This window comes from Streptomyces sp. NPDC092045, assembly GCF_044756005.1.
Lineage (GTDB): Bacteria > Actinomycetota > Actinomycetes > Streptomycetales > Streptomycetaceae > Streptomyces.
In genome coordinates this window covers 628,959-650,391 of record NZ_JBIVSC010000001.1, presented here as the reverse complement: position 1 = coordinate 650,391, position 21,433 = coordinate 628,959, and the positions used below count along the sequence as shown (strand labels likewise).

The window sequence follows — 21,433 nt, the reverse complement described above, 5'->3', positions numbered from 1 at the left end:
GGCTCCTTCGGGGGATTCGGTGTCGATCAGAGCATAGGTCACTGTTACCTATGCTCACAATGAACGGCGTCCTGATATTGTTCCCGTCATGAGCACTACCGACCGTACGAGCGATCCGGACGCCCCCGGCCACACGAGCGAGGCGGGCGGTACGGGCCGCGCGGGCGGTACGGGCGCCTCCGACGCCGACGGGCTCCTCGCCGAGCAGCTGCTCCGGCTCACCCGCCGGCTGCACCGCATCCAGAAGCGCCATCTGGAGCCGGTCGGCATCACCCCCGCGCAGTCCCGGCTCCTGCGCACGGTCGCGGCCTTCGGGGACCCGCCCCGGATGGCCGACCTCGCGGCCCGTCTGGAGGTGGTCCCCAGGGCGGTGACCAGCCTCGTCGACGGCCTGGAGACGGCCGGACGGGTGCGCAGGGCGCCCGATCCGGTCAACCGCCGCGTGATCCGGATCGAGCTCACCGACGCGGGCCGCGCCACGCTGCGGGAGCTGCGCAACGCGCGGCGGGCCGCCGCAGAGGACATCCTTGCTCCATTGACCGCCGAACAGCGCGAGGTGCTCGGAGGCCTGCTGACCGCCCTGGTCGACCCCGGCCCGGAGGGCGGCTGCTGACCCCTCGGGGCCGGGATCGCGCCGAAGGGGAGCCGTGACATGCCGCTGCTGGAACCGGACCCGCAGGCCCTCCGTCCCGGCCGGGAGCGGACCCCGGCCCCGGACCGGGTCCCGTCGCTGCACGCCAAGGGCACCTCGCGTCGGCTGCGCGAGGAGCTGACCGGGATCCTCGGCCCCGGGAAGGTGCTCGGCAGGATCTCCGACCTGGTCCGCTACGCCTCGGACGCGAGCCCCTACCGCTTCGTCCCGCAGGTCGTCGTGGTCGCCGAGGACCTCGACGACGTCTCCGCCGTCCTGTCGTACGCGCACGGCAAGGGCCGCGAGGTCGTCTTCCGGGCCGCCGGGACCAGCCTCAACGGGCAGGCCCAGGGCGAGGACGTCCTGGTGGACGTGCGCCGCCACTGGGCCGGCGTCGAGGTCCTGGACGGCGGCGCCCGCGCCCGGATCCGGCCCGGCACCACCGTCGTGCGGGCCAACGCGGCGCTCGCCCCGCACGGGCGGGTCCTCGGCCCCGACCCCGCCAGCGCGATCGCCTGCACGATCGGCGGGGTCGTCGCCAACAACGCCTCGGGCATGACGGCCGGGACGACCCGCAACTCCTACCGGACGGTCGCCTCGCTCACCGCCGTCCTGCCGAGCGGCACCGTGGTCGACACCGCCGCCCCGGACGCCGACGGGGAACTGGCGCGGGCCGAGCCGGCGCTCTGCGCGGAGCTGCTCGCGCTGAAGGCCGAGATCGAGGCCGACGCCGAGCTGACCGCCCGCATCCGGGCCAAGTACACCCTCAAGAACACCAACGGCTACCGGCTCGACTCCTTCCTCGACGGGGACACGCCCGTCCAGATCCTGCGGGGCCTCATGGTGGGCTCCCAGGGCACCCTCGGCTTCCTCTCCGAGGTCGTCTTCGACACCCTGCCGCTGGACCGCGAGGTCTCCACGGCCCTGCTCTTCTTCCCCTCGCTCCCGGCCGCCGCCGAGGCCGTGCCGCTGTTCAACGACGCCGGGGCCATCGCCGTCGAGCTCATGGACGGCAACACGCTGCGGGCCTCGGTCAGCGTGGCGGGCGTGCCCGCCGACTGGGCGGAGCTGCCGAAGGGGACGACGGCCCTCCTGGTGGAGTTCCGGGCCCCGGACGCGGCGGCCCTCGACGCCTGTGAGCGGGCGGCGGACGAGGTGCTCGCCGGGCTCGGCCTCGTCGCCCCGGTGGCGTCCGTGGAGAACGCCTTCACCCGCGACCCGAAGCGGATCGGCGGCTACTGGAAGGCCCGCAGGGCGTTCGTGACGGCGGTCGGCGGCTCGCGCCCCTCCGGCACGACCCTGATCACCGAGGACTTCGCGGTGCCGCCGGCCCGGCTCGCGGAGGCCTGCGGCGCGCTGCTCGACCTCCAGGAGCGGCACGGCTTCGACGCGGCCGTGGCCGGTCACGCGGCCCACGGCAACCTCCACTTCCTGCTCGCCTTCGACGCCGCCGACCCCTCCGACGTCGAGCGGTACGCGGCCTTCATGGACGAGTTCTGCAAGCTGACCGTGGAGCGCTTCGACGGCTCCCTGAAGGCCGAGCACGCCACCGGCCGCAACATCGCGCCCTTCCTGGAGCTGGAATGGGGGACACGGGCGACCGAGCTGATGTGGCGGATCAAGGAGGCCTTCGACCCGGCCGGGGTGCTGGCCCCGAGGGTCGTCCTGGACCGCGACCCGCAGGCCCACCTGCGCGGCCTGAAGACGATCCCGACCGTGGAGCGGATCGCCGACCCCTGCATCGAGTGCGGCTTCTGCGAACCGACCTGCCCCAGCCACGACCTGACGACCACTCCGCGCCAGCGGATCGTGCTGCGCCGGGAGATGCTGCGGCAGGACGACGGCTCGCCGGTCGAGGCCCGGCTCCTGGAGGAGTACGGCTACGACGCCGTCGACACCTGCGCCGGCGACTCCACGTGCGCGCTCGCCTGCCCGGTCGGCATCGACACGGGCGCCCTGATGAAGGAGTTCCGGCACGAGCGGCACTCGCCGGGCGAGGAGCGGATCGCCGCCCTGACCGCGCGGAACTTCCGGGCCGTGGAGGCCTCGGCGCGGCTCGCGGTGGCCGCCGCCGACCGGATCGGCGACCGGGTCGCGGAGTCGGTGACCGGCCTCGTCCGCAGGGCGGTCCGCCCCGACCTCGTACCGGAGTGGCTGCCGGAGATCCCCGGCGCGGCACCGCGCCGGCTGCCCCGCACCCACCGCCCGGCGGCGGTCGCCGTCTACTACCCGGCCTGTGTGAACCGGATCTTCGGCGGTCCGGACGGCGACCCCGGGCCCTCGCTCCCCGAAGCCGTCGTCGCCGTGTCGGCGCGGGCCGGACGACCGGTGTGGATCCCGGACGACGCGGCCGGCACCTGCTGCGCGACGATCTGGCACTCCAAGGGGTACGAGCGGGGCAACGAGGTGATGGCGAACCGGATCGTCGAGGCGGCCTGGGGATGGACGGCGGGCGGGAGGCTGCCGCTCGTGGTGGACGCCTCCTCGTGCACGCTCGGCATCGCGCACGAGGTGGTGCCGTACCTGACGGAGGACAACCGGGAGCTGCACGCCGGACTGACCGTGGTGGACTCCCTCGTCTGGGCGGCGGACGAGCTGCTCCCCCGGCTCGACGTGCGCCGCCGGGTCGGCTCCGCCGTGGTCCACCCCACGTGCTCGATGCGGCACCTGGGCGACGAGGACCGGCTGACCGAGCTGGCCGGAGCCTGCGCGGACGAGGTCGTCGTGCCCGCCGACGCGGGCTGCTGCGCCTTCGCCGGCGACCGGGGCATGCTGCATCCGGAGCTGACGGCGTCGGCGACGGCCCGGGAGGCGGCCGAGGTCACGGCCCGGCCGTTCGACGCGCACCTCTCGGCCAACCGGACGTGCGAGATCGGGATGGACCGGGCGACGGGCCGGACCTACGAGTCGGTGCTGATCGCCCTGGAACGCGCCACGCGCCCCTGACCGCCCGCCGGCACCCCCGGGGGTGCCGGGCGGTGGAGACCTTCGTACGTTCGGGTGAGGCGCGACGGGCGGTACGGCACCGGGCCGGAGCCGGAACGTACAGTCCGACTGTCCGACTCCGGCTCCGGGAGGTTCCGTGAACGAGCAGACGCCGCACGCCCCGAGCCGCCGCGAGGTCCTCAGGACCACCGCCGGAGCGGCCGGAGCGGGGCTCGGTCTCGCCGCCGTCGGCACCGGGGCGGCCCACGCGGCCCCCGCCGCCGCACCGGCACGCCGGGGCGCCACCATGGCCGGTGTCCCCTTCGAGGCCCGCTCCGCGGTCCGGGTGGGGATCGTGGGCTTCGGCAACCGGGGCGCCGCCATGATCGGACACTTCCTCGCCCACCCCTGGGTGCGGGTCGTCGCCGTCTGCGACCCGGTGCGCGCGAAGGCCGAGCGGGCCGCCGCGCAGGTCGTCGCCGCCGGCCGGCCCGCCCCCGCCCTGTACGCCAACGGCGAGGAGGACTACGAGAACCTCTGCGCCCGCACGGACCTCGACCTCGTGTACGTGGCCACCCCCTGGGAGAGCCACTTCGCGATCGCCCGGGCCGCGATGCTGAACGGCAAGCACGTCGGCGTGGAGTGCCCGGTCGCCATGGAGATGGACGAGCTGTGGGAGCTGGTCGACCTCTCGGAACGGACCCGCCGGCACTGCATGCAGCTGGAGAACTGCTGCTACGGCCGGAACGAGATGCGGGTGCTGCGGATGGCGCACGCGGGGAAGTTCGGCGAACTGCTGCACGGGGCGGGGGCGTACAACCACGACCTGCGCGCCCTGCTGTTCTCGCCGACGTACTACGAGGGGCCCTGGCGCCGGCTGTGGCACACCCGGCTGCGCGGCGACCTCTACCCCAACCACGGCTTCGGTCCGGTCGCGAACTACATGGACGTCAACCGGGGCGACCGGGCGGTGAGCATCAGCAGCCTCGGCACCCCGGCGCTCGGCCTCGCCGAGTACCGGCGGGAGCACGTGCCGTCCGGCGACCCGAGCTGGAAGGAGACGTACGTCGGGAGCGACCGGACGATCAGCCTCGTCCGGACGGCCAGGGGGCGGGTGATCCGCCTCGAACACGACGTCTCCACCCCGCACCCGTACAGCAGGGTCAACAGCCTGGGCGGCACCCGGGGCGTCTTCGAGGACTACCCGCCCCGGATCTACCTGGAGCCGGACCACCGGGACGACCAGTGGGGCGACTTCTCGGCCTACGCCGCCGCGTTCGACCACTGGCTGTGGAAGGAGCACGCCAACCCGCCGGGCGCGCACGGCGGCATGGACTACCTCATGGTGTACCGCCTGGTCCAGTGCCTCCAGAAAGGACTCGTCCCGGACTTCGACGTGTACGACGCCGCCGTCTGGACGGCTCCGCTACCGCTGAGCCACGCCTCGATCAGGGCGGGCGGGGCACCGCAGGAGATCCCGGACTTCACCCGGGGGGAGTGGCAGCGGGCACGGTCGGGAGTGGACTCGGTGAGACCGGGCTGAGGGGTTTCCGTGCCCGGCTCCGGTGAGCGGGGGCCCGGTGGAGCGGGTACCTTCTGAGGCCCTCGCCGCCCGCGGCCTCATCCGCAGCAGCCCTGCCGTCGGCCGATCGGATCACCGGCGTGGTGAAGGCCGTTCTCGTCCTTCACCACGCCTCGACCCGAGGTGGGGAAAGCTCAGTGGTCGAATGCGTCGAGGTGCCGGCGCAGCAGGTCACCGATGTCTTCGCGGCCCCCTTCGACCGGCAGCGGTGCGGGGGTGTCCTCGCCGTTCGCCATGGCGAGGCTGCTGGCGAAGCGCACGAGGTCGGGCGCCGGAGCGAAGGAGTCGCGCAGCCAGACGGCGAAGGCGCCGGCTTCGTCCGCCGTCACGTCGGTGAGGGTGATGTAGGCGTAGTCGGGCTCGGTGATGGCCGCGGTGCCGTCCACCCACACGTCCGGTGCCAGCTCGATCTCGAAGTCCAGCACGGTCATCTCGTGGACGCCGGACCTCCGGTGCCCGATGGTGGGGTCGGGGAACGCCTCGCGCAGGGCCCGCTCCAGGGAGAGCAGCGTGGCGTGCCAGGCTCCGCCGTTCCCCTCGGGAGGGTAGAAGGCGAAGTTCGTCCGGATGTTTCGTTCCGTGGCCATGGTCTTCCTCGTTCTCAGGGGACGTACCGCGTCGAGCCGGGCGTGCCCGTCATCGCCATCATGGACTGCCAGTAGACGGCGTTGTCCCGCCCGTTCGTCACGATCTCCAAGCCCCGGATCTCGTTGTTCGCCGGGTTGGCCATGGCCTGCTTGTATCGGACGAGTTCCTTCTCGTCACCCGCGTACATGGAGTCGACGACGGGGTCCCACGCGATCTTCCCCTGGTTGTTGATCTTCACGGGCTTCGCCAGTGTCTCCTCGACCCGGTCGAGGGTGCGGAAGCTCTTCTTCGTGCAGTCCGGGTCCCGAACGTGCTTCGCCTCGACGAGATGGCCGTCGAGGGGGCGTATGCCGTCCACCATCAGTCCGCGCTTGCTCCCGAGCAACGGCACTTCCCGCTCGGGGTAGCCGGCCACGCGGAGCTGGTAGGCGTTGTCCGGGGCCGCAGGGCCGCCGCCGCCGGCCAGGCCGCCGGGCCGGAGGGTACTCACCCACGAGCGGAACTGCTGCTGCTCTGCCACGGTGAGCAGACGGGTCGTCCCAGGGACCGGCGGAATCGGGTCGGCGAAGGAGATGCCCGGGTCGACGGGGTTGATCATCGGAGCCAGGGCCGGCACCTGCCCGGTGTACGACGCGAGGACGACCGGAACAGGTGCGGGCACCGGCGCGGGGATGAGCGGCGGCAGGAACGGGAGTCCCGGGACGGCGGGCGCCGCCGGCGGATCGGCTGCGGGGAGCTTGATACGTGCGGCGGACGAGTCCAGTGCGTGGCCCACGGAGCCGAGGTCCCGGATCCAGGAGTCCCCGAGCACGGCATCGAGCAGTCCGCCGTCGTATCCGTTGCCCCCGAACATCGGCTGGTCCCAGGGCATGTCGACCGCGAAGAGGTCCATCTTGCGCTCGGCGATCTTTCCCTTGGCGGCCTCCACGTGCTCGGCGTACCGGTCGCACGCCTTGGCTATCTGCGTGCAGGCGGCGACGAGGTTCGTCACCAGCGGCTCGCCCTCCTCCGCCTTCACCGGCGGACAGGTGAGGCCGACGCTGTACTTGACGTACGTCTGGAAAGCGTCGGCGGCCTCGCCGGAGTGTGCCTTGCTCGCGGTGAGGGCGTACGTCTGCGCGTCTTCCAGGAAGCGCTGCATGAGCGCTCCGGCGTGACGCCAGGAGCCAGCGACGTCCCGGATCTTCTCCGGCGAGCCACGGAAGCGGTCGCTGCCGCCGCTGGGGGCGTACTGCTCGTACCGGGCGGTCTCCCCCACCACTTCGGGGAGCTCCTGGCCCAGCCCGAGGTAGTTCTCGGTGCAGTCTGCGCCGGGGTCGCCCATCCCTGCGGTGAGGTCGACCTGCCGGCCCAGGAAGGCGGAGACCAGACGGCTTTCCTCGGCCATGAACTCGCGGGCGTTACGCATCAGGCCCTTGCTCGTCTCACCAAGGACGTACGAGCTGAAGCCCATCTTGTCGAGCGTCGCGGAGGCTGCCGAGACGTACACCTTGGCAAAGGCTCGCCCGGCTTCGTCGTCCCCTGCCATCCCGTGTTGCCGCGCCAGTTCGTGGCCGACGGCAATGGCCGTGTCACGTGCTCCCCGCATCGTGTCGAGAAGCCCCATGGACCCGCGGATCATTCCCTCCGCGATGAACTTGACGTCCGGAGCAAGACCGGTCACCGTCGCACCCCCTTGCAGACGTGAACCGTCAATCTATCTCAGGCGGATGCCATCGTCTGGGCAGTGTCAGCCGCTCGGCTCATTGCTGTCGGCGAAGAGGCGGAAACCGAGCAGTGGGACCTCGTCCGGGTCGACGTCCTCGGGCAAGAGCCGGCCTTCCAGGAGGAAGCCGAAGAAGGCGCGCAGGGCTTCATTGCCCAGTTCCAGGGGGTGGAAGGGCAGGGCGTAGGGCTCCTCGTCCCACTCCGGGTCGAACTCCGCGGGACGGTCACCCGCCCAGTACGGCGTCTCGAAGGGGAAGGGGTCGCCGATGTTCTCCGCGATGCCGCCGTCCGGGGAGAGGCTCAGCGAGCGGACCAGATGGCCGTCTTCCCAGACCGCGAAGGCGAGCCAGTCCGAGACGCTGTGCATCGCGTGCAGGATCACGCGGCGTCCCGCGGCCGCTTCCAGGAGGTGCGTCGGCAGCTCAGACGGGCGGTCGAGCATCAGACGCCGGTCGCAGACCACGTCCACGCCCTGGAAACTCGCCGCGTACGTGAGGCCGTTCGCCGGGTACGTCGCCTCTCCCAGGACCTCACCCTCCGTCGGCTCCGCACGGCAGCCCGGAAAGACTCGGGCGATCAGTACCGCCGTGTCCTCTGCTGTCGGCTCACCGGCCGCCTTCAGTACCGAGGCCACATCTCCGTCCGCGTACGCCAGTAGCGCCGTCTTCGCTCCCATGCGCCGCACGCTAGTCCCAGCCACTGACAGTCCAGCCGTCCCGAAAACGCCCGAAGTTTTCGGCGGCACACGGCTACCGGGCGCATCCGCGCAGGTCAGAGCCACCCCACTCCTCCACCCACCAAGTATCTTCCAAGCACTTGGCCGCAGGCCTGCCCCCCATAAGTGAGGGGCCGGGCACGGTCGTGTCCGGGCACGGCGTCCCGTGCGGTGGCGGCACCGTCCGGTCACGACCATGGCCGGATCCGTTCCCTCCAGGTGGAAAATCGATTGCCGGTCCCCGGGGAAAAAGCGAACCTTGCACGGTTTCCGGCGCCGTCGCACCCCCGACGCGCGTCTCCCCCGCCCTACCCGGAGCCCCTGGGACGCCATGCAGATTCGAGATCTTCCCTACGCCGATCCAGGGGTCCCCGATGTGCGTTCGGGCACGCGGTTCCTCGTCTGGCTCGGTCTCCGACAGCTCGGTGGGCAGGTGAAGTCCCTGCTCTGGGGGCTGCTGCACTACCTGGGCATCGCCGGCCTGCCGTTCGTCATCGGCCTCGCCGTCCAGGCGGTCGTGGACCGCGACGGCGGACGGCTCGCGCTCGCCGGGGTGCTGCTCCTCGCCCTGGGGGTCGCGATCGCGACGGGCGACGTGATGCTGCACCGCACCGCCGTCACCAACTGGATCACCGCCGCCGCCCGGGTGCAGCAGCTCCTCGCCCGCAAGACCGCCGAGCTGGGCTCCGTCCTGACCCGGCGGGTCGCCGCCGGCGAGGTCGTCGCCGTCTCCACCGGCGACGTCGAGAAGATCGGCTGGTTCGTCGAGGCCCTGTCGCGGTTCGCGGCGAGCGCCGCCGTGCTCGTGGCCATCTGCGCGGGCCTCCTCCTCCACCAGCCCGCCCTGGGCGTCGTGGTGGCCGTCGGCGTCCCCGTCCTCGCCCTGGCCGTGCTGCCGCTGCTCCCCCGCGCGACCCGCCGGGCGGACGCCCAGCGCGAGAAGGCGGGCCGGGCCACGGAGCTGGCCTCCGACACCGTCGCCGGGCTGCGCGTCCTGCGCGGCATCGGCGGCGAGGAGCTGTTCCTGGGCCGCTACCGCGCCGCCTCCCAGGAGGTCCGCCGGGCGGCCGTGCACAGCGCGCGCATGTGGGCCCTGATCTCCGCGGTCCAGGTCGTGCTGCCCGGTCTGCTGCTCATCGCGGTGGTGGTGCACGGCGCCCGGCTCGCGCTCGACGGACGGATCACGGTCGGCGAACTGGTCACCGTCTACGGCGCCGTGGCACTCGCCCACCATCCGCTGCGCACCTTCGAGGAGATCGCGATGGCCTACTCCTTCTCCCGGCCCTCCGCGAAGCGGGCCGCCAGGGTCCTCGCGCTGACCCGCACGTCGACCACCACGGCGGCCGGGGACGGGGAGCGCCGGGCGACCGGCGACCTGTACGACCCGCTGACCGGGGTGCGCGCCCCGGCCGGGCTGTTCACCGCCGTCGTCTGCGGCGACCCGGACGCGGCCGGACGGCTCGCGGACCGGCTCGGCGGCCACCCGGCCGAACAGCCGGCCGGGGGGCTGGCCCACGCCTCGGTGCTGCTCGGCGGGGTCCCGCTCGACGAACTGCCGCTGGAGACCGCCCGTACCGCCGTCCTCGTGCAGGACAAGGACCCGGTGCTGCTCTCCGGCACCCTGCGCGAACTGCTCGACGTGCCCGCCTCGGGCGCGGTGCGGGCCGAGGACGCGCTGGCCGCCGCCCGCTGCGAGGACGTCCTCGACGCGCTGGCCCAGGCCTCCGTGTACACCGGCGGCGACCCGATGCGCACCCGGATCACCGAGCGCGGCCGGTCGCTCTCCGGCGGCCAGCGCCAGCGCCTCGCGCTCGCCCGGTCCCTGGTGGCCGACCCGGAGGTGCTCGTCCTGGACGAGCCGACCTCGGCGGTCGACGCGCACACCGAGGCGCGGGTGGCCGCCGGGATCGCCGGGCTGCGCGCGGGCGCGACCACCGTCGTCCTCGCCTCCTCGCCGCTGCTCCTGGACCGCGCCGACCGGGTGGTCCTGGTCCACGGGGGCCAGGCGGTCGCCGTCGGCACCCACCGCGAACTGCTCGCCCGGGAGCCCCGCTACCGCGCGGTCGTCACCCGCGAGACGGACGGCGAGCTCGCGGTGGGCGCCGTGCGCGAACCGGGGACGGTCGCACTCGAAGCACTGGAAGGGGAATCGGCATGATCGGCCTGGCTCCGCCGGAGTACGACCCGGGGGCCCCGACGACGGCGACGACGCTGCCCGTCGCCGCGGCGGCGACCGTCCGCACCTACGTGCGCGCGCTGCTCCGCCGTCACCGCCGGGCGTTCGCCCTGCTCGTCGGGGTGAACGCGGTCGCCGTCATCGCCTCGATGGTCGGCCCGTACCTGCTGGGCTCGGTGGTGGACGGCCTGGCGGCCGGGGCCCGCGACCTGCACCTGGAGCGGACGGTCGCGCTGTTCGCGGGCGCGCTGCTCGTCCAGGCCGTGTTCGTGCGGCTCGTCCGGCTGCGCGGGGCGATGCTGGGCGAGGAGATGCTCGCGGACCTGCGCGAGGACTTCCTGGTCCGGTCGGTGGGCCTGCCGCCGGGCGTGCTCGAACGGGCCGGGACCGGGGACCTGCTCTCGCGGATCACCACGGACGTCGACCGGCTCGCCAACGCCATGCGCGAGGCCGTGCCCCAGCTCGCCATCGGCGTGGTGTGGGCGGGGCTGCTGCTCGGCGGCCTGGTGGTGACGGCCCCGCCGCTCGCGCTCGCCCCGCTCCTGGCGGCGCCGCTCCTCGTCGTGGGCTGCCGCTGGTACTTCCGGCGGGCGCCCTCGGCGTACCGCTCGGAGGCCGCGGGGTACGCGGCGGTGGCCGCCGCGCTCGCGGAGACCGTCGACGCGGGCCGCACGGTCGAGGCGCACCGCCTCGGCGGGCGCCGGATCGCCCTGTCGGACCGCCGGATCTCGGAGTGGGTCGGATGGGAGAGGTACACGCTCTTCCTGCGCTCGGTGCTCTTCCCCGTCGTCGGCCTCACCCACGTGCTGGTGCTGGGCGTCGTGCTGCTGCTCGGCGGGACGTTCGTGCTGCGGGGCTGGATGGACGTGGGGCAGCTGACCACGGGCGCGCTGCTCGCGCAGATGCTGGTGGAACCGATCGGGATCGTCCTGCGCTGGTACGACGAGCTCCAGGTCGCGCAGGTCTCCCTGGCCCGGCTCGTCGGCGTCCGGGACATCGAGCCGGAGGCGGGCGACGAGAAGGTGCGGCCCGAGGGCCGGACGGTGCGGGCGGACGGGGTGCGGTTCGGCTACCGGGAGGGCGTCGACGTGCTGCACGAGGTGTCCCTGAAGGTGGCGCCGGGCACCCGGATCGCCCTGGTCGGCCCGTCCGGCGCGGGCAAGTCCACCCTCGGGCGGCTGCTCGCGGGCGTCTACGCCCCGCGGACCGGGTCGGTCACCCTCGGCGCGGCCGAGCTGGCGCGGATGCCCGCCGAGCGGGTCCGCGAGCACGTGGCCCTGGTCAACCAGGAGCACCACGTCTTCGTGGGCTCCCTCCGGGACAACCTGCTGCTCGCCCGGGCCGGGGCCGACGACGCCGAGCTGTGGGCGGCGCTCGCGGCCGTGGACGCGGAGGACTGGGCCCGCGGCCTCGACGAGGGCCTGGACACCGAGGTCGGCTCGGGCGGCCGGGCACCGACCCCGGCGCAGGCCCAGCAGATCGCCCTGGCCCGGCTCGTCCTGGCGGACCCGCACACCCTCGTCCTGGACGAGGCGACCTCCCTGCTCGACCCCCGGGCCGCCCGCCACCTGGAGCGGTCCCTCGGCCGGGTCCTCGACGGGCGCACGGTCGTGGCGATCGCGCACCGGCTGCACACCGCGCACGACGCCGACCTGATCGCGGTGGTCGAGTCCGGCCGGATCAGCGAGCTGGGCAGCCACGAGGAGCTGGTCGCGGCGGACGGGGCGTACGCGGCGCTGTGGCGGTCCTGGCACGGGTGACCGGGCCGTACGCACGGGAGAGGGCCCGCACCGGGGATCCGGTGCGGGCCCTCGCGCGTGCGCCACGGGCTACAGCAGGCCGAGCGCGAAGACCGCGCCGACGCCGCCCAGGAGCATGAAGGCGGGGGTGAGGACCTTCAGCTCGACCCAGCTGCCGGCCCGGAACCGCATGAACTTGGGCGGGCCGACCGGGTACCAGAACTTGCGGCCGACGGGTATGGGCCAGAGGACCGGGCAGCCCGAGACCGTCAGGGCGTCGCCGATGTCGTGGACGAGGGCGCCGAGGACGATCGGCAGGCCGAGCCACAGGTACTCCTGGCCGGGGCCGGTGAAGAACCAGTCGGCGCCGTTGCCGGGGTCTTCGAGGATGTCCGCCATGATCCAGGCGCCGGCCGCGCCGAGCAGCCAGACCAGGACGTCGCTGGAGGCGCGGGCGGCCTTCCACAGGAGGCCTTCCACGGCCAGGACGACGTGGACGAAGAGGAGGGCGAGGACCGCCCACCGGCCGCCGCCGACCGCCGCCGCGGAGGCCCCGACGCCCATCAGGGCGGCCCAGAGCCAGGTGTGGGTGAGGGTCCGGTGCCCTCCGGTCCGCCGGGGGTCGGCCTTGGAGCGGGTGGCCTGGTAGACGGCGTACGACAGCTTGTCGATGATCCCGCAGAGGATCTTGGAGAGGGGTCCGAAGGAGCGCGATATGGTCGCGGACTTGTGGTCGAGGTCGGGCGCGAGGGCAGCGCCCGCGCAGATGAGCGCGCCGACGACGAGCACCGGCCAGGGCATCGGGCGGTCGTAGGCCGCCGCGAGGGCCCCGACCCCCAGCCAGGCCGCCGCTCCGGACAGCGAGTGCGCCGGTCCCATCATGGTTGGCCCGCCCCGTTTCTCCCCTGCCGGCGCTCGGTTGGCGTCCGGTCGACGGACGAGCCTACCGCTCGTGATCAACACCGCCGGTGGCCGGTTCCCTCCTCCGGACGGAATCCAGGCAAGATGGGGGCGTGACCCTTATCGACCAGCTCCCGCCGACCGCCGACCCCGACGCCCTCTTCGAGGCCTTCTCCTCCTGGGCCGAGGATCGGGGCATCACGCTCTACCCGGCCCAGGAAGAGGCGCTGATCGAGGTCGTCTCCGGGGCGAACGTCATTCTGTCCACCCCGACCGGATCGGGAAAGTCGCTGGTCGCGGCGGGGGCGCACTTCACCGCGCTCGCGAACGACCAGGTGACCTTCTACACCGCGCCGATCAAGGCGCTGGTGTCGGAGAAGTTCTTCGACCTGTGCAAGCTCTTCGGCACCGAGAACGTCGGCATGCTGACCGGCGACGCCTCCGTGAACGCGGACGCGCCGGTGATCTGCTGCACCGCGGAGGTCCTGGCCTCGATCGCGCTGCGGGACGGCACGTACGCCGACATCGGCCAGGTCGTCATGGACGAGTTCCACTTCTACGCCGAGCAGGACCGCGGCTGGGCCTGGCAGATCCCGCTGCTCGAACTCCCCCAGGCGCAGTTCGTGCTGATGTCGGCGACGCTCGGCGACGTGTCGATGTTCGAGAAGGACCTGACCCGGCGCACGGGCCGGCCGACCTCGGTGGTCCGCTCGGCGACCCGGCCGGTGCCGCTCTCGTACGAGTACCGGCTCACCCCCATCACGGACACCCTGACGGAGCTCCTGGAGACCAGGCAGGCGCCCGTCTACATCGTGCACTTCACGCAGGCGCAGGCGGTCGAGCGCGCGCAGTCGCTGATGAGCATCAACATGTGCACGCGCGAGGAGAAGGACAGGATCGCCGAGTTGATCGGCAACTTCCGCTTCACCACCAAGTTCGGCCAGAACCTCTCGCGGTTCGTGCGCCACGGCATCGGCGTGCACCACGCCGGCATGCTGCCGAAGTACCGGCGCCTGGTGGAGAAGCTGGCGCAGGCCGGTCTGCTGAAGGTGATCTGCGGGACGGACACGCTCGGCGTGGGCGTGAACGTGCCGATCCGCACGGTGCTCTTCACGGCCCTCACCAAGTACGACGGCAACCGGGTGCGGACGCTGCGCGCCCGTGAGTTCCACCAGATCGCGGGCCGGGCGGGCCGGGCGGGCTTCGACACGGCCGGTCTGGTCGTGGCACAGGCCCCCGAGCACGTCATCGAGAACGAGAAGGCGCTCGCGAAGGCGGGCGACGACCCGAAGAAGCGCCGCAAGGTGGTCCGCAAGAAGGCCCCGGAGGGCTTCGTCGCCTGGAGCGACACGACCTTTGAGAAGCTGATCGCGGCCGAGCCGGAGCCGCTGACCTCGCGCTTCAAGGTCACCAACATCATGCTGCTCTCGGTGATCGCCCGGCCGGGCAACGCCTTCGAGGCGATGCGCAAGCTCTTGGAGGACAACCACGAGCCGCGCAAGGCGCAGCTGCGGCACATCCGCCGGGCCATCGCGATCTACCGCTCGCTGCTCGACGGCGGCGTGGTGGAGCAGCTCGACGAGCCGGACGCCGAGGGGCGGACGATCCGTCTGACGGTCGACCTCCAGCAGGACTTCGCGCTCAACCAGCCGCTGTCGACGTTCGCGCTCGCCGCGTTCGACCTGCTCGACCCCGAATCCCCCTCGTACGCGCTGGACATGGTGTCCGTCGTGGAGTCGACGCTCGACGACCCGCGCCAGATCCTCGCCGCCATGCAGAACAAGGCGCGCGGCGAGGCGGTCGGGAGGATGAAGGCGGACGGCGTCGAGTACGAGGAGCGGATGGAGCGGCTCCAGGAGATCTCGTACCCGAAGCCGCTGGAGGAGCTGCTCTGGCACGCGTACGGCGTCTACCGGACCTCGCACCCGTGGGTGGGCGACCACCCGGTGTCGCCGAAGTCGGTCGTCCGCGACATGTACGAACGGGCCCTGACCTTCACCGAGTTCACCTCCTGGTACGAGCTGGCGCGGACCGAGGGCATCGTCCTGCGCTACCTGGCGAGCGCGTACAAGGCGCTGGACCACACCATCCCGGACGACCTGAAGACCGAGGACCTGGAGGACCTGATCGCCTGGCTGGGCGAGATGGTGCGCCAGGTGGACTCCTCGCTCCTCGACGAGTGGGAGCAGCTGGCGAACCCGGAGGTCCAGACGGCCGAGGAGGCCCAGGAGAAGGCCGACCAGGTCAAGCCGGTCACGGCCAACGCCCGCGCCTTCCGGGTCCTGGTGCGCAACGCCCTGTTCCGCCGGGTGGAGCTGGCCGCCCTGGACAACGTGGACGCGCTCGGCGAGCTGGACGCGGAGTCCGGCTGGGACGCGGACGCGTGGGGCGGGGCGATGGACGCGTACTGGGACGAGTACGACGATCTCGGCACGGGCCCGGACGCGCGCGGCCCGAAGCTGCTGAACATCGAGGAGGACGCCGCCCACGGGCTGTGGCGGGTCCGCCAGACCTTCGCCGACCCCAACGGCGACCATGACTGGGGCATCAGTGCGGAGGTGGATCTCGCGGCCTCCGACGAGGAGGGGCGCGCGGTCGTCCGCGTGACGTCCGTCGGACAGCTGTAGGAGGAGTTCCGTGGTGACCAATCCCGCCGAGAGACTGGTGGACCTGCTCGACCTGGAGCGGATCGAGGTCGACATCTTCCGGGGCCGCAGCCCGCAGGAGTCGCTCCAGCGGGTCTTCGGCGGGCAGGTGGCAGGGCAGGCCCTGGTGGCGGCCGGCCGGACCGTGGAGGACGACCGGCCGGTGCACTCGCTGCACGCCTACTTCCTGCGGCCGGGCCGTCCCGGGGTGCCGATCGTGTACCAGGTGGAGCGGGTGCGCGACGGGCGCTCGTTCACGACCCGCCGGGTGACGGCGGTGCAGGAGGGGCGGACGATCTTCAATCTGACGGCCTCCTTCCACCGGCCGGAGGAGGCCGGGTTCGAGCACCAGCTGCCGCCCCGGCACCTGACGGACCCGGAGGGCCTGCCGAGGCTGGTGGACGAGATCCGCGACCACCTCGGTGAGCTGCCGGAGGCCCTGGAGCGGATGGCCCGCCGGCAGCCCTTCGACATCCGGTACGTGGACCGGCTGCGGTGGACGAGGGAGGAGGTCGAGGGGGCCGATCCGCGCAGCGCGGTGTGGATGCGGGCCGTGGGGCCGCTGGGCGACGACCCGCTGGTCCACACCTGCGCCCTGACGTACGCCTCGGACATGACCCTCCTCGACGCGGTCCGGATCCCGATCGAGCCCCTCTGGGGCCCGCGCGGCTTCGACATGGCGTCGCTCGACCACGCGATGTGGTTCCACCGGCCGTTCCGGGCCGACGAGTGGTTCCTGTACGACCAGGAGTCCCCGATCGCCACGGGCGGCCGGGGGCTCGCGCGGGGCCGGATCTACGACCGCGAGGGCAGGCTCCTGGTGTCGGTGGTCCAGGAGGGCCTGTTCCGCAAGCTGTGACGGCCCCGGGGGGCCGGGGGCTCACTCGAACTCGGTGCCGCCCTTGCGGGTGAGGTAGGCCGGGCTGACCGCCTTGGCGATGGCCCGGCCGCCCAGGACCGGGCTGTACCGCTCGGTCGCGGGCCGCACGACGACGCCCTCCCGCAGGTGCGCCTCCCGGCCGGAGACGGTCTCCCGGCCGCTCGCGTGGGCGAGGACGGTGTCCAGGTCGTACGGGCCGGAGTACAGGCGCGGGACGAGCGGGACCTCGCCGGGCTCCAGGACCTCGGCCGGGTCCAGCCAGCGGACCTGTCCGTCGATCTCGGCGGACACGTCGAACAGCGCGTACCCGACGGCCCCGCTCCGGGCGTCGGTGCCGTACGCCAGGTCCTGGACCCCGGAGCCGTACACCTCGCCGAAGAGGCCGACGCGGCGGGCGCCGAGGCGTTTCGCCAGGCGCTCGGCGACGGCGGCCAGGCCGTGGCCGTGGACGGCGCGCCAGTACAGGTTGCGCGGGTCCTCCCTGAGCGCGAGGCCCTTGGCGCCGAAGCCCTTGGAGGAGACCTGGACGCGCCCGTCCTCCGCCCCGTACGTCAGCAGGCAGGCCGTGCCGTGGAGCTTCTCCGTGAGGACGACGGGCTCGCCGGGTTCGAAGACGTCCGGGTGGCGCTGGAGGTTCTCGACGTCGACCCAGGGCAGCAGGCCGGGGGCGCTCTCCACGTCCCCGCTCATGTGCGTCGGTATCGGCGGCACCCACTTGACGATGTCGAGCCGCTCCGCGAAGTCGGTGCCCTCGGCGGCGGCCCGTACGAGGTCGGTGCCGGCGAGGGCGGCGGGCCGGCAGACGAGCCCCTGGGACAGCTCCCCGCGCAGCCGCACCGCCTTGACCCGGTTCGCGTCGCCCCCGGCGAGGCGCCCGGTCAGTCCCAGTTCCTCGATGAGCGCGGCGGGCAGCACCGCCTGCTCGGGGATGTAGACGGCGGCGTCGCCGGTCGTGTAGGCGCCCTTGGCGACGACGGCCCGGTAGAGGCCCACCTGGGCCAGTTCCAGGGCGTCGGCGTCGGGATGCGGGTGGACGGTCAGGACTTCGGCGGTGACGCGCAGGGTCGACACGGTTCAGGACTCCGGTTCCGGTGGCTCGGGTGCCGTTCTCATCGCGGCCACCCTGCCGGGCCGGGAAACCGCTGGCCCACCGGTTTTCACGGCTGGTAGCGTCACGCGCCCCCGTCTCCGCCCCCGCCTCCGTCTCCGTCTCCCGGCGGGTCCAGGCCCGGCAGGGCGTCCTGCTCCACCTCGTGGCGGCGGGTGCGGATCTCCGGGCCCGGCGGGTGGAGTTTGGCGTCGCAGGTCGGGCCGAGGCCGGTGCGGCGCGAGTCCGCGCCCTTCAGGGGACGGCCGCAGAGCCGGCACCGGATCCGGCGGGGCGCCCCCTCCGTGGTGGAATCGATCGCGATTGCCAGTGGTTCTTCACCCATGGTCAGATCAAACCCCATCCCCCGTGCGCACGAGGAGCGGCCATGAGCCTGTACGACATCCCGCTGAAGACCCTGACCGGCGAGCCGGTCTCGCTGGCCGACTACCGGGACCGCGCGGTCCTGGTGGTGAACGTCGCCTCCAAGTGCGGTCTGACCCCGCAGTACGCGGGCCTGGAGCGGCTCCAGAAGGAGTACGGGGAGCGCGGCCTCACCGTGCTCGGCGTGCCCTGCAACCAGTTCGCGGGCCAGGAGCCGGGCAGCGCGGAGGAGATTCGGACGTTCTGCTCGACGACGTACGGGGTGTCCTTCCCGCTCCTGGAGAAGACGGACGTCAACGGCCCGGACCGCCACCCGCTCTACGCGGAGCTGGTGAAGGTCGCGGACGCCGGGGGCGAGGCCGGTGACGTGCAGTGGAACTTCGAGAAGTTCCTGATCGGCCGGGACGGGCGGGTCACCCGCTTCCGTCCGCGCACCGAGCCGGACGCCCCCGAGGTCGTGGCGGCCATCGAGGCGCAGCTTGTCTGACCCGGCGCGCGGCGCGGGGGTGGTCGAGCGGCTGCGGGCCGCCGGGTGCGTCTTCGCCGAGGAGGAGGCCGCGATGCTGCTCGCGGCGGCTCCCGGGCCCGCCGAGCTCGATCTGATGGTCGAGCGGCGGGCCTCCGGCCTCCCGCTGGAGCACGTCGTGGGCTGGGCGGAGTTCGCCGGGCTGCGGATCGCCGTCGGGCCCGGGGTGTTCGTACCCCGGCGGCGGACCGGTTTCCTGGTCGAGCGGGCCGTGGCCCTCGCCGCGCCCGGCGCGCTCTGCGTCGACCTGTGCTGCGGCTCGGGCGCGGCCGCCGCGGTGCTGCTCGACCGGGTCGAGGGCGCGGAGGTGCACGCCTCGGACGTCGAGCCGGCGGCGGTGGACTGCGCCCGGCGGAACGTCGGGCCCCGCGGCGGCCGGGTGTACGAGGGGGACCTGTTCGCACCGCTGCCGCCGGAGCTGCGGGGCCGGGTCGAGGTCCTGGTCGCCAACGTGCCGTACGTGCCCAGCGGGGACATCGGCCTGCTGCCGCCCGAGGCCCGCGAGCACGAGCCGCTCGTCGCGCTGGACGGCGGCCCGGACGGCCTCGACGTGCTGCGGCGGGTCGCCGCCGGGGCGCCGGAGTGGCTGGCGCCGGGCGGGCACCTGCTGGTGGAGACGAGCGAGCGGCAGGCCGGCCGGGCGGTGGAGGCAGTCTCCGCGCACGGCCTGGAGGCGCGGCTCGCCACGTGCGAGGAGCTGCACGCGACGGTGCTCGTCGCCGCGCGGGCGGGGTGACGACCACGAGCGGCGCAGTGGCCGCTCAGCGGCCGAAGGTGTCGATGTTCTCGACGAGCCAGCGGCCGTCCCGGTGGACGACGTCCACGGCGAACATGGCGCCCGCGTAGACCCCCTGGTCCTGTGCCTTCGGCTGCTTGCCGCCCGTCTTGGCGGTCCCGGCCGTGCTCACGCTGCTCTGGTCGGCGTAGACCAGGACCCGGGCGCGTTCGCCGTCGATCCGCTCGACCGCGCTGTCGGTGACCGCCGTGGTGATCACCGTCTTCTGCTCGGCCGCCCGGGCGAGGACCCCGCCGAGCAGCGTCCGGTGCTGTTCGACGGCCTTCCCGGTCAGGAGGGTCTTCCCGGCCTTCTCGAAGGGGGCCGTGTCGGCGTGGTCGTAGGAGAAGAGCGCGGCGACGGCCGCGGCGGTCTGTCCCTTGATCTCGCTGGTGCGGGCGAGGTCGGTGAGGGCGGTGTTGCCGCGCGCGGGGTCGTCGCGGAGCTCTCCCGCCCGGCTGTGCGCCCATCCGGCGAAGCCGCCGAGGAGGAGGGTCAGCGCGCAGAGGACCACGAGGGGGACGAGCCGGCGTGACCGGGTCCTGTCCCCGGCTGCCTTCCGCCCCGGCTCCCCGGCCCCCTCCGATGCCCCGGTCCGCCCTCCCGCGGACTTCTCCCGTACGGACTTCTCCGGTGTTCCGTCCTCCTCCCGTGTTCCGTCCTTCTCCGGTACGGGCTGCGCCGCCGTCCGCCGCCGGGGCTCGGTGGCGGGCCCGGTCAGGAGGCCCACGGAGGCGCGGGGGCGGGGGGCCGTGCCCTCGGGCGCGGCGGCGAGCGCCTGGCGGCGGCGCTGGCGGTTGAGGTGGTGGCGGGGCGTGGGCATCGTGCGTCGTCCTTTCGGGTGCGGGCGGCTCTCGCGGGGGCGGTCCGGTCAGCCGGCCGCCGTGCCGCCCACGGGGGCCTGCCCCAGAGCACTGAGCTTCCACCGGCCGTCGGTCCTGGTGAGTTCGCCCAGCATGCGGCTGTCCTTGTCCGTGCTCTTGCTGTCGGGCGTCGTGACGGTGATGCGGAGGGCGACGAGCAGCCGGGCCCGTCCCGCGCGGTCGTCGAGTTCCGTGACGGCGCCGGACAGCACCCGGGCCGTGGTCACCGTCTTCGCGGCCTTCACCTGCCCGGCGAACTCGGCCCGGCCGTCGACGAGTTGCTTGTGCAGCTCGCCGGTCGTGGAGGACTCCCAGAGGTCGAGGCCCTGGTCCACGCGCCGGTGGTCGAGCGTGTTGAGGTTCTGCACGGCCTGCTCCCCCGCCGCGAGCGCCCGGTCGCGCTGCACGGCGTACGCGGCGGAGTCGTCGTGGGCCGCGGCGTACCAGTCCCGGCCCGCCCAGGCCGCGAAGGCGCCCGCGACCAGGGTGAGGACGAGGGCCACGGCCAGGGCCGGGCGGGTGCCCGCCGGGGTGCGGACCGCGCGTGTCATGGGGTTCTCCCGTCTCCCGCTCGTGCGTGGGCGCGTGCTCACGCTCAGCGGGCCTTGATGTTGACGATCAGCCACCGGTCGTCCCGGAACTCCGCGGTGACGGTGAGCTGGGCTGCCGCGGACGTGGCGGGCGCCTCGCCCCGCCGCGAGGTCTGGTCGAGGAACACGAGGAGGCGCGCGGTGTTCCCCTTGAGCTCGATCACCCCGGTGCGGACGGCCTGGGTGGTGAGGGTGACGCGCTGCTCGACCAGGCCCGCGCGGACCTGTGCGAACAGGTCGGCGTACTGGCGGGCGGCGCGTCCGCCGAGGACGGTTCCGGCCGAGCGTTCGGCGGCGTCCGGCCGGGCGGGCGCGTAGGAGAAGACCCGGGCGAGGCCTTCGCCGACGTCGCCGCCGACGCGGGTGGTGGCGGCGGTGTCGGTGAGCGCGTGGTTGCGGGCCGACGGGGTCGACCGGAGCTGGTGGGCCCCGTAGAAGAACGCGCTCCCGCCGAGGAGGAGGGCGAGGACGGTCGCGAGGAGGGCGATCCGCCGCAGCCGGGGGGTGAACCGGCCGGTGGCGGTGCCGCCCTCGTCGCGGGCGTCCCCGGTGGCGGCGCCCGGGCCGCTGCCGCCGTCGTCCTGGGCGTCCGTCCCTGAGTCCCGGGCGTCGTGAACGCCCGACCTCGAGTCCTCCGCGTCCTGGGCGTCCGTCCCTGAGTCCAGGGTGTCCTGGGTGTCCGTCCCTGAGTCCTCCGAGTCCTGGGCGCCCGTCCCTGAG

The 21,433-nt window shown here is 73.4% G+C and carries 18 protein-coding genes; 9 read left to right on the top strand and 9 right to left on the bottom strand.

Going from position 1 to position 21,433, the window contains the following annotated elements; genetic code table 11:
* Positions 1-88: 88 nt before the first annotated feature.
* The 3 genes from ACIQKA_RS03040 to ACIQKA_RS03030 all read left to right on the top strand — a co-directional run bounded on the left by ACIQKA_RS03040 (position 89) and on the right by ACIQKA_RS03030 (position 5,099).
* Complete coding sequence (locus ACIQKA_RS03040; protein WP_402539778.1) at positions 89-613, top strand: MarR family winged helix-turn-helix transcriptional regulator; 525 nt, start codon at positions 89-91, stop codon at positions 611-613.
* Positions 614-652: 39 nt separating this feature from the next.
* Complete coding sequence (locus ACIQKA_RS03035; RefSeq protein WP_390106953.1) at positions 653-3,577, top strand: FAD-binding and (Fe-S)-binding domain-containing protein; 2,925 nt, start codon at positions 653-655, stop codon at positions 3,575-3,577.
* Between the two features lie 136 nt (positions 3,578-3,713).
* Positions 3,714-5,099 carry a Gfo/Idh/MocA family protein gene (locus tag ACIQKA_RS03030; RefSeq protein WP_402539777.1) on the top strand — a complete coding sequence of 462 codons (1,386 nt, stop codon included), beginning with the start codon at positions 3,714-3,716 and terminating at the stop codon, positions 5,097-5,099.
* A gap of 173 nt (positions 5,100-5,272) precedes the next feature.
* Here the strand turns inward: ACIQKA_RS03030 and ACIQKA_RS03025 are convergent, their stop codons facing one another.
* The 3 genes from ACIQKA_RS03025 to ACIQKA_RS03015 form a co-directional block, all read right to left on the bottom strand.
* Entirely contained in the window at positions 5,273-5,725 is a 453-nt protein-coding gene (locus tag ACIQKA_RS03025; protein WP_383442863.1) for a hypothetical protein, read from the bottom strand.
* 14 nt (positions 5,726-5,739) lie between these two features.
* Positions 5,740-7,215, bottom strand: coding sequence for a restriction endonuclease fold toxin-2 domain-containing protein (locus ACIQKA_RS03020; RefSeq protein WP_402539774.1), 1,476 nt, complete (start codon positions 7,213-7,215; stop codon positions 5,740-5,742).
* A gap of 240 nt (positions 7,216-7,455) precedes the next feature.
* Positions 7,456-8,109, bottom strand: a complete 654-nt coding sequence (locus ACIQKA_RS03015; protein WP_391093875.1) for a DUF6928 family protein — start codon at positions 8,107-8,109, stop codon at positions 7,456-7,458.
* Between the two features lie 370 nt (positions 8,110-8,479).
* Here ACIQKA_RS03015 and ACIQKA_RS03010 point away from each other — a divergent pair, with 370 nt between their 5' ends.
* Positions 8,480-10,306 (top strand): ABC transporter transmembrane domain-containing protein, encoded by a 1,827-nt coding sequence (locus ACIQKA_RS03010; RefSeq protein ID WP_402539773.1) that lies wholly within the window; start codon positions 8,480-8,482, stop codon positions 10,304-10,306.
* Positions 10,303-12,084, top strand: a complete 1,782-nt coding sequence (locus ACIQKA_RS03005; RefSeq protein WP_391093877.1) for an ABC transporter transmembrane domain-containing protein — start codon at positions 10,303-10,305, stop codon at positions 12,082-12,084. The genes ACIQKA_RS03010 and ACIQKA_RS03005 overlap by 4 nt, the downstream gene beginning before the upstream one ends.
* Before the next feature lie 69 nt (positions 12,085-12,153).
* On the opposite strand, the gene ACIQKA_RS03000 is transcribed toward ACIQKA_RS03005, so the two are convergent.
* The gene (locus ACIQKA_RS03000; protein WP_383155418.1) at positions 12,154-12,945 is read right to left on the bottom strand and encodes a metal-dependent hydrolase; all 792 of its coding nucleotides are present in this window, start codon (positions 12,943-12,945) and stop codon (positions 12,154-12,156) included.
* A 131-nt stretch (positions 12,946-13,076) separates the two neighbouring features.
* On the opposite strand from ACIQKA_RS03000, the gene ACIQKA_RS02995 reads away from it, so the two are divergent.
* Both ACIQKA_RS02995 and ACIQKA_RS02990 read left to right on the top strand, forming a co-directional pair.
* Positions 13,077-15,590, top strand: coding sequence for a DEAD/DEAH box helicase (locus ACIQKA_RS02995; RefSeq protein WP_383442849.1), 2,514 nt, complete (start codon positions 13,077-13,079; stop codon positions 15,588-15,590).
* A 13-nt stretch (positions 15,591-15,603) separates the two neighbouring features.
* On the top strand, positions 15,604-16,467 hold the full coding sequence (locus ACIQKA_RS02990) for an acyl-CoA thioesterase (RefSeq protein ID WP_383155422.1): 864 nt from the start codon (positions 15,604-15,606) through the stop codon (positions 16,465-16,467).
* A gap of 21 nt (positions 16,468-16,488) precedes the next feature.
* Here ACIQKA_RS02990 and ACIQKA_RS02985 read toward each other — a convergent pair whose 3' ends face one another.
* Together ACIQKA_RS02985 and ACIQKA_RS02980 are read right to left on the bottom strand one after the other, a co-directional pair.
* Positions 16,489-17,559 (bottom strand): RNA ligase (ATP), encoded by a 1,071-nt coding sequence (locus ACIQKA_RS02985; RefSeq protein WP_402539770.1) that lies wholly within the window; start codon positions 17,557-17,559, stop codon positions 16,489-16,491.
* A 101-nt stretch (positions 17,560-17,660) separates the two neighbouring features.
* Positions 17,661-17,921, bottom strand: a complete 261-nt coding sequence (locus tag ACIQKA_RS02980) for a DUF6011 domain-containing protein (RefSeq protein WP_383155427.1) — start codon at positions 17,919-17,921, stop codon at positions 17,661-17,663.
* 42 nt (positions 17,922-17,963) lie between these two features.
* Here ACIQKA_RS02980 and ACIQKA_RS02975 point away from each other — a divergent pair, with 42 nt between their 5' ends.
* Positions 17,964-18,446, top strand: a complete 483-nt coding sequence (locus ACIQKA_RS02975) for a glutathione peroxidase (RefSeq protein ID WP_383155429.1) — start codon at positions 17,964-17,966, stop codon at positions 18,444-18,446.
* Complete coding sequence (locus ACIQKA_RS02970; RefSeq protein WP_402539769.1) at positions 18,439-19,221, top strand: putative protein N(5)-glutamine methyltransferase; 783 nt, start codon at positions 18,439-18,441, stop codon at positions 19,219-19,221. Before ACIQKA_RS02975 ends, ACIQKA_RS02970 begins: the two co-directional genes overlap by 8 nt.
* 25 nt (positions 19,222-19,246) lie before the next feature.
* Here the strand turns inward: ACIQKA_RS02970 and ACIQKA_RS02965 are convergent, their stop codons facing one another.
* From ACIQKA_RS02965 to ACIQKA_RS02955, 3 genes are read right to left on the bottom strand one after another with little or no spacing between them, the layout of a single operon-like run.
* Positions 19,247-20,083 (bottom strand): hypothetical protein, encoded by an 837-nt coding sequence (locus ACIQKA_RS02965; protein WP_383442840.1) that lies wholly within the window; start codon positions 20,081-20,083, stop codon positions 19,247-19,249.
* A 48-nt stretch (positions 20,084-20,131) separates the two neighbouring features.
* Positions 20,132-20,674 (bottom strand): nuclear transport factor 2 family protein, encoded by a 543-nt coding sequence (locus tag ACIQKA_RS02960; protein ID WP_391093880.1) that lies wholly within the window; start codon positions 20,672-20,674, stop codon positions 20,132-20,134.
* Between the two features lie 44 nt (positions 20,675-20,718).
* Positions 20,719-21,378, bottom strand: coding sequence for a hypothetical protein (locus ACIQKA_RS02955; protein WP_402540240.1), 660 nt, complete (start codon positions 21,376-21,378; stop codon positions 20,719-20,721).
* Positions 21,379-21,433: the final 55 nt, after the last annotated feature.

Excerpts from the sequence above, each read along its gene's own strand:
- ACIQKA_RS03040 (WP_402539778.1), top strand. The coding sequence starts at position 89 with ATGAGCACTACCGACCGTACGAGCGATCCGGACGCCCCCGGCCACACG.
- ACIQKA_RS03035 (WP_390106953.1), top strand. The coding sequence starts at position 653 with ATGCCGCTGCTGGAACCGGACCCGCAGGCCCTCCGTCCCGGCCGGGAG.
- ACIQKA_RS03025 (WP_383442863.1), bottom strand. The coding sequence starts at position 5,725 with ATGGCCACGGAACGAAACATCCGGACGAACTTCGCCTTCTACCCTCCC.
- ACIQKA_RS03015 (WP_391093875.1), bottom strand. The coding sequence starts at position 8,109 with ATGGGAGCGAAGACGGCGCTACTGGCGTACGCGGACGGAGATGTGGCC.
- ACIQKA_RS03010 (WP_402539773.1), top strand. The coding sequence starts at position 8,480 with ATGCAGATTCGAGATCTTCCCTACGCCGATCCAGGGGTCCCCGATGTG.
- ACIQKA_RS03005 (WP_391093877.1), top strand. The coding sequence starts at position 10,303 with ATGATCGGCCTGGCTCCGCCGGAGTACGACCCGGGGGCCCCGACGACG.
- ACIQKA_RS03000 (WP_383155418.1), bottom strand. The coding sequence starts at position 12,945 with ATGATGGGACCGGCGCACTCGCTGTCCGGAGCGGCGGCCTGGCTGGGG.
- ACIQKA_RS02980 (WP_383155427.1), bottom strand. The coding sequence starts at position 17,921 with ATGGGTGAAGAACCACTGGCAATCGCGATCGATTCCACCACGGAGGGG.
- ACIQKA_RS02975 (WP_383155429.1), top strand. The coding sequence starts at position 17,964 with ATGAGCCTGTACGACATCCCGCTGAAGACCCTGACCGGCGAGCCGGTC.
- ACIQKA_RS02965 (WP_383442840.1), bottom strand. The coding sequence starts at position 20,083 with ATGCCCACGCCCCGCCACCACCTCAACCGCCAGCGCCGCCGCCAGGCG.
- ACIQKA_RS02960 (WP_391093880.1), bottom strand. The coding sequence starts at position 20,674 with ATGACACGCGCGGTCCGCACCCCGGCGGGCACCCGCCCGGCCCTGGCC.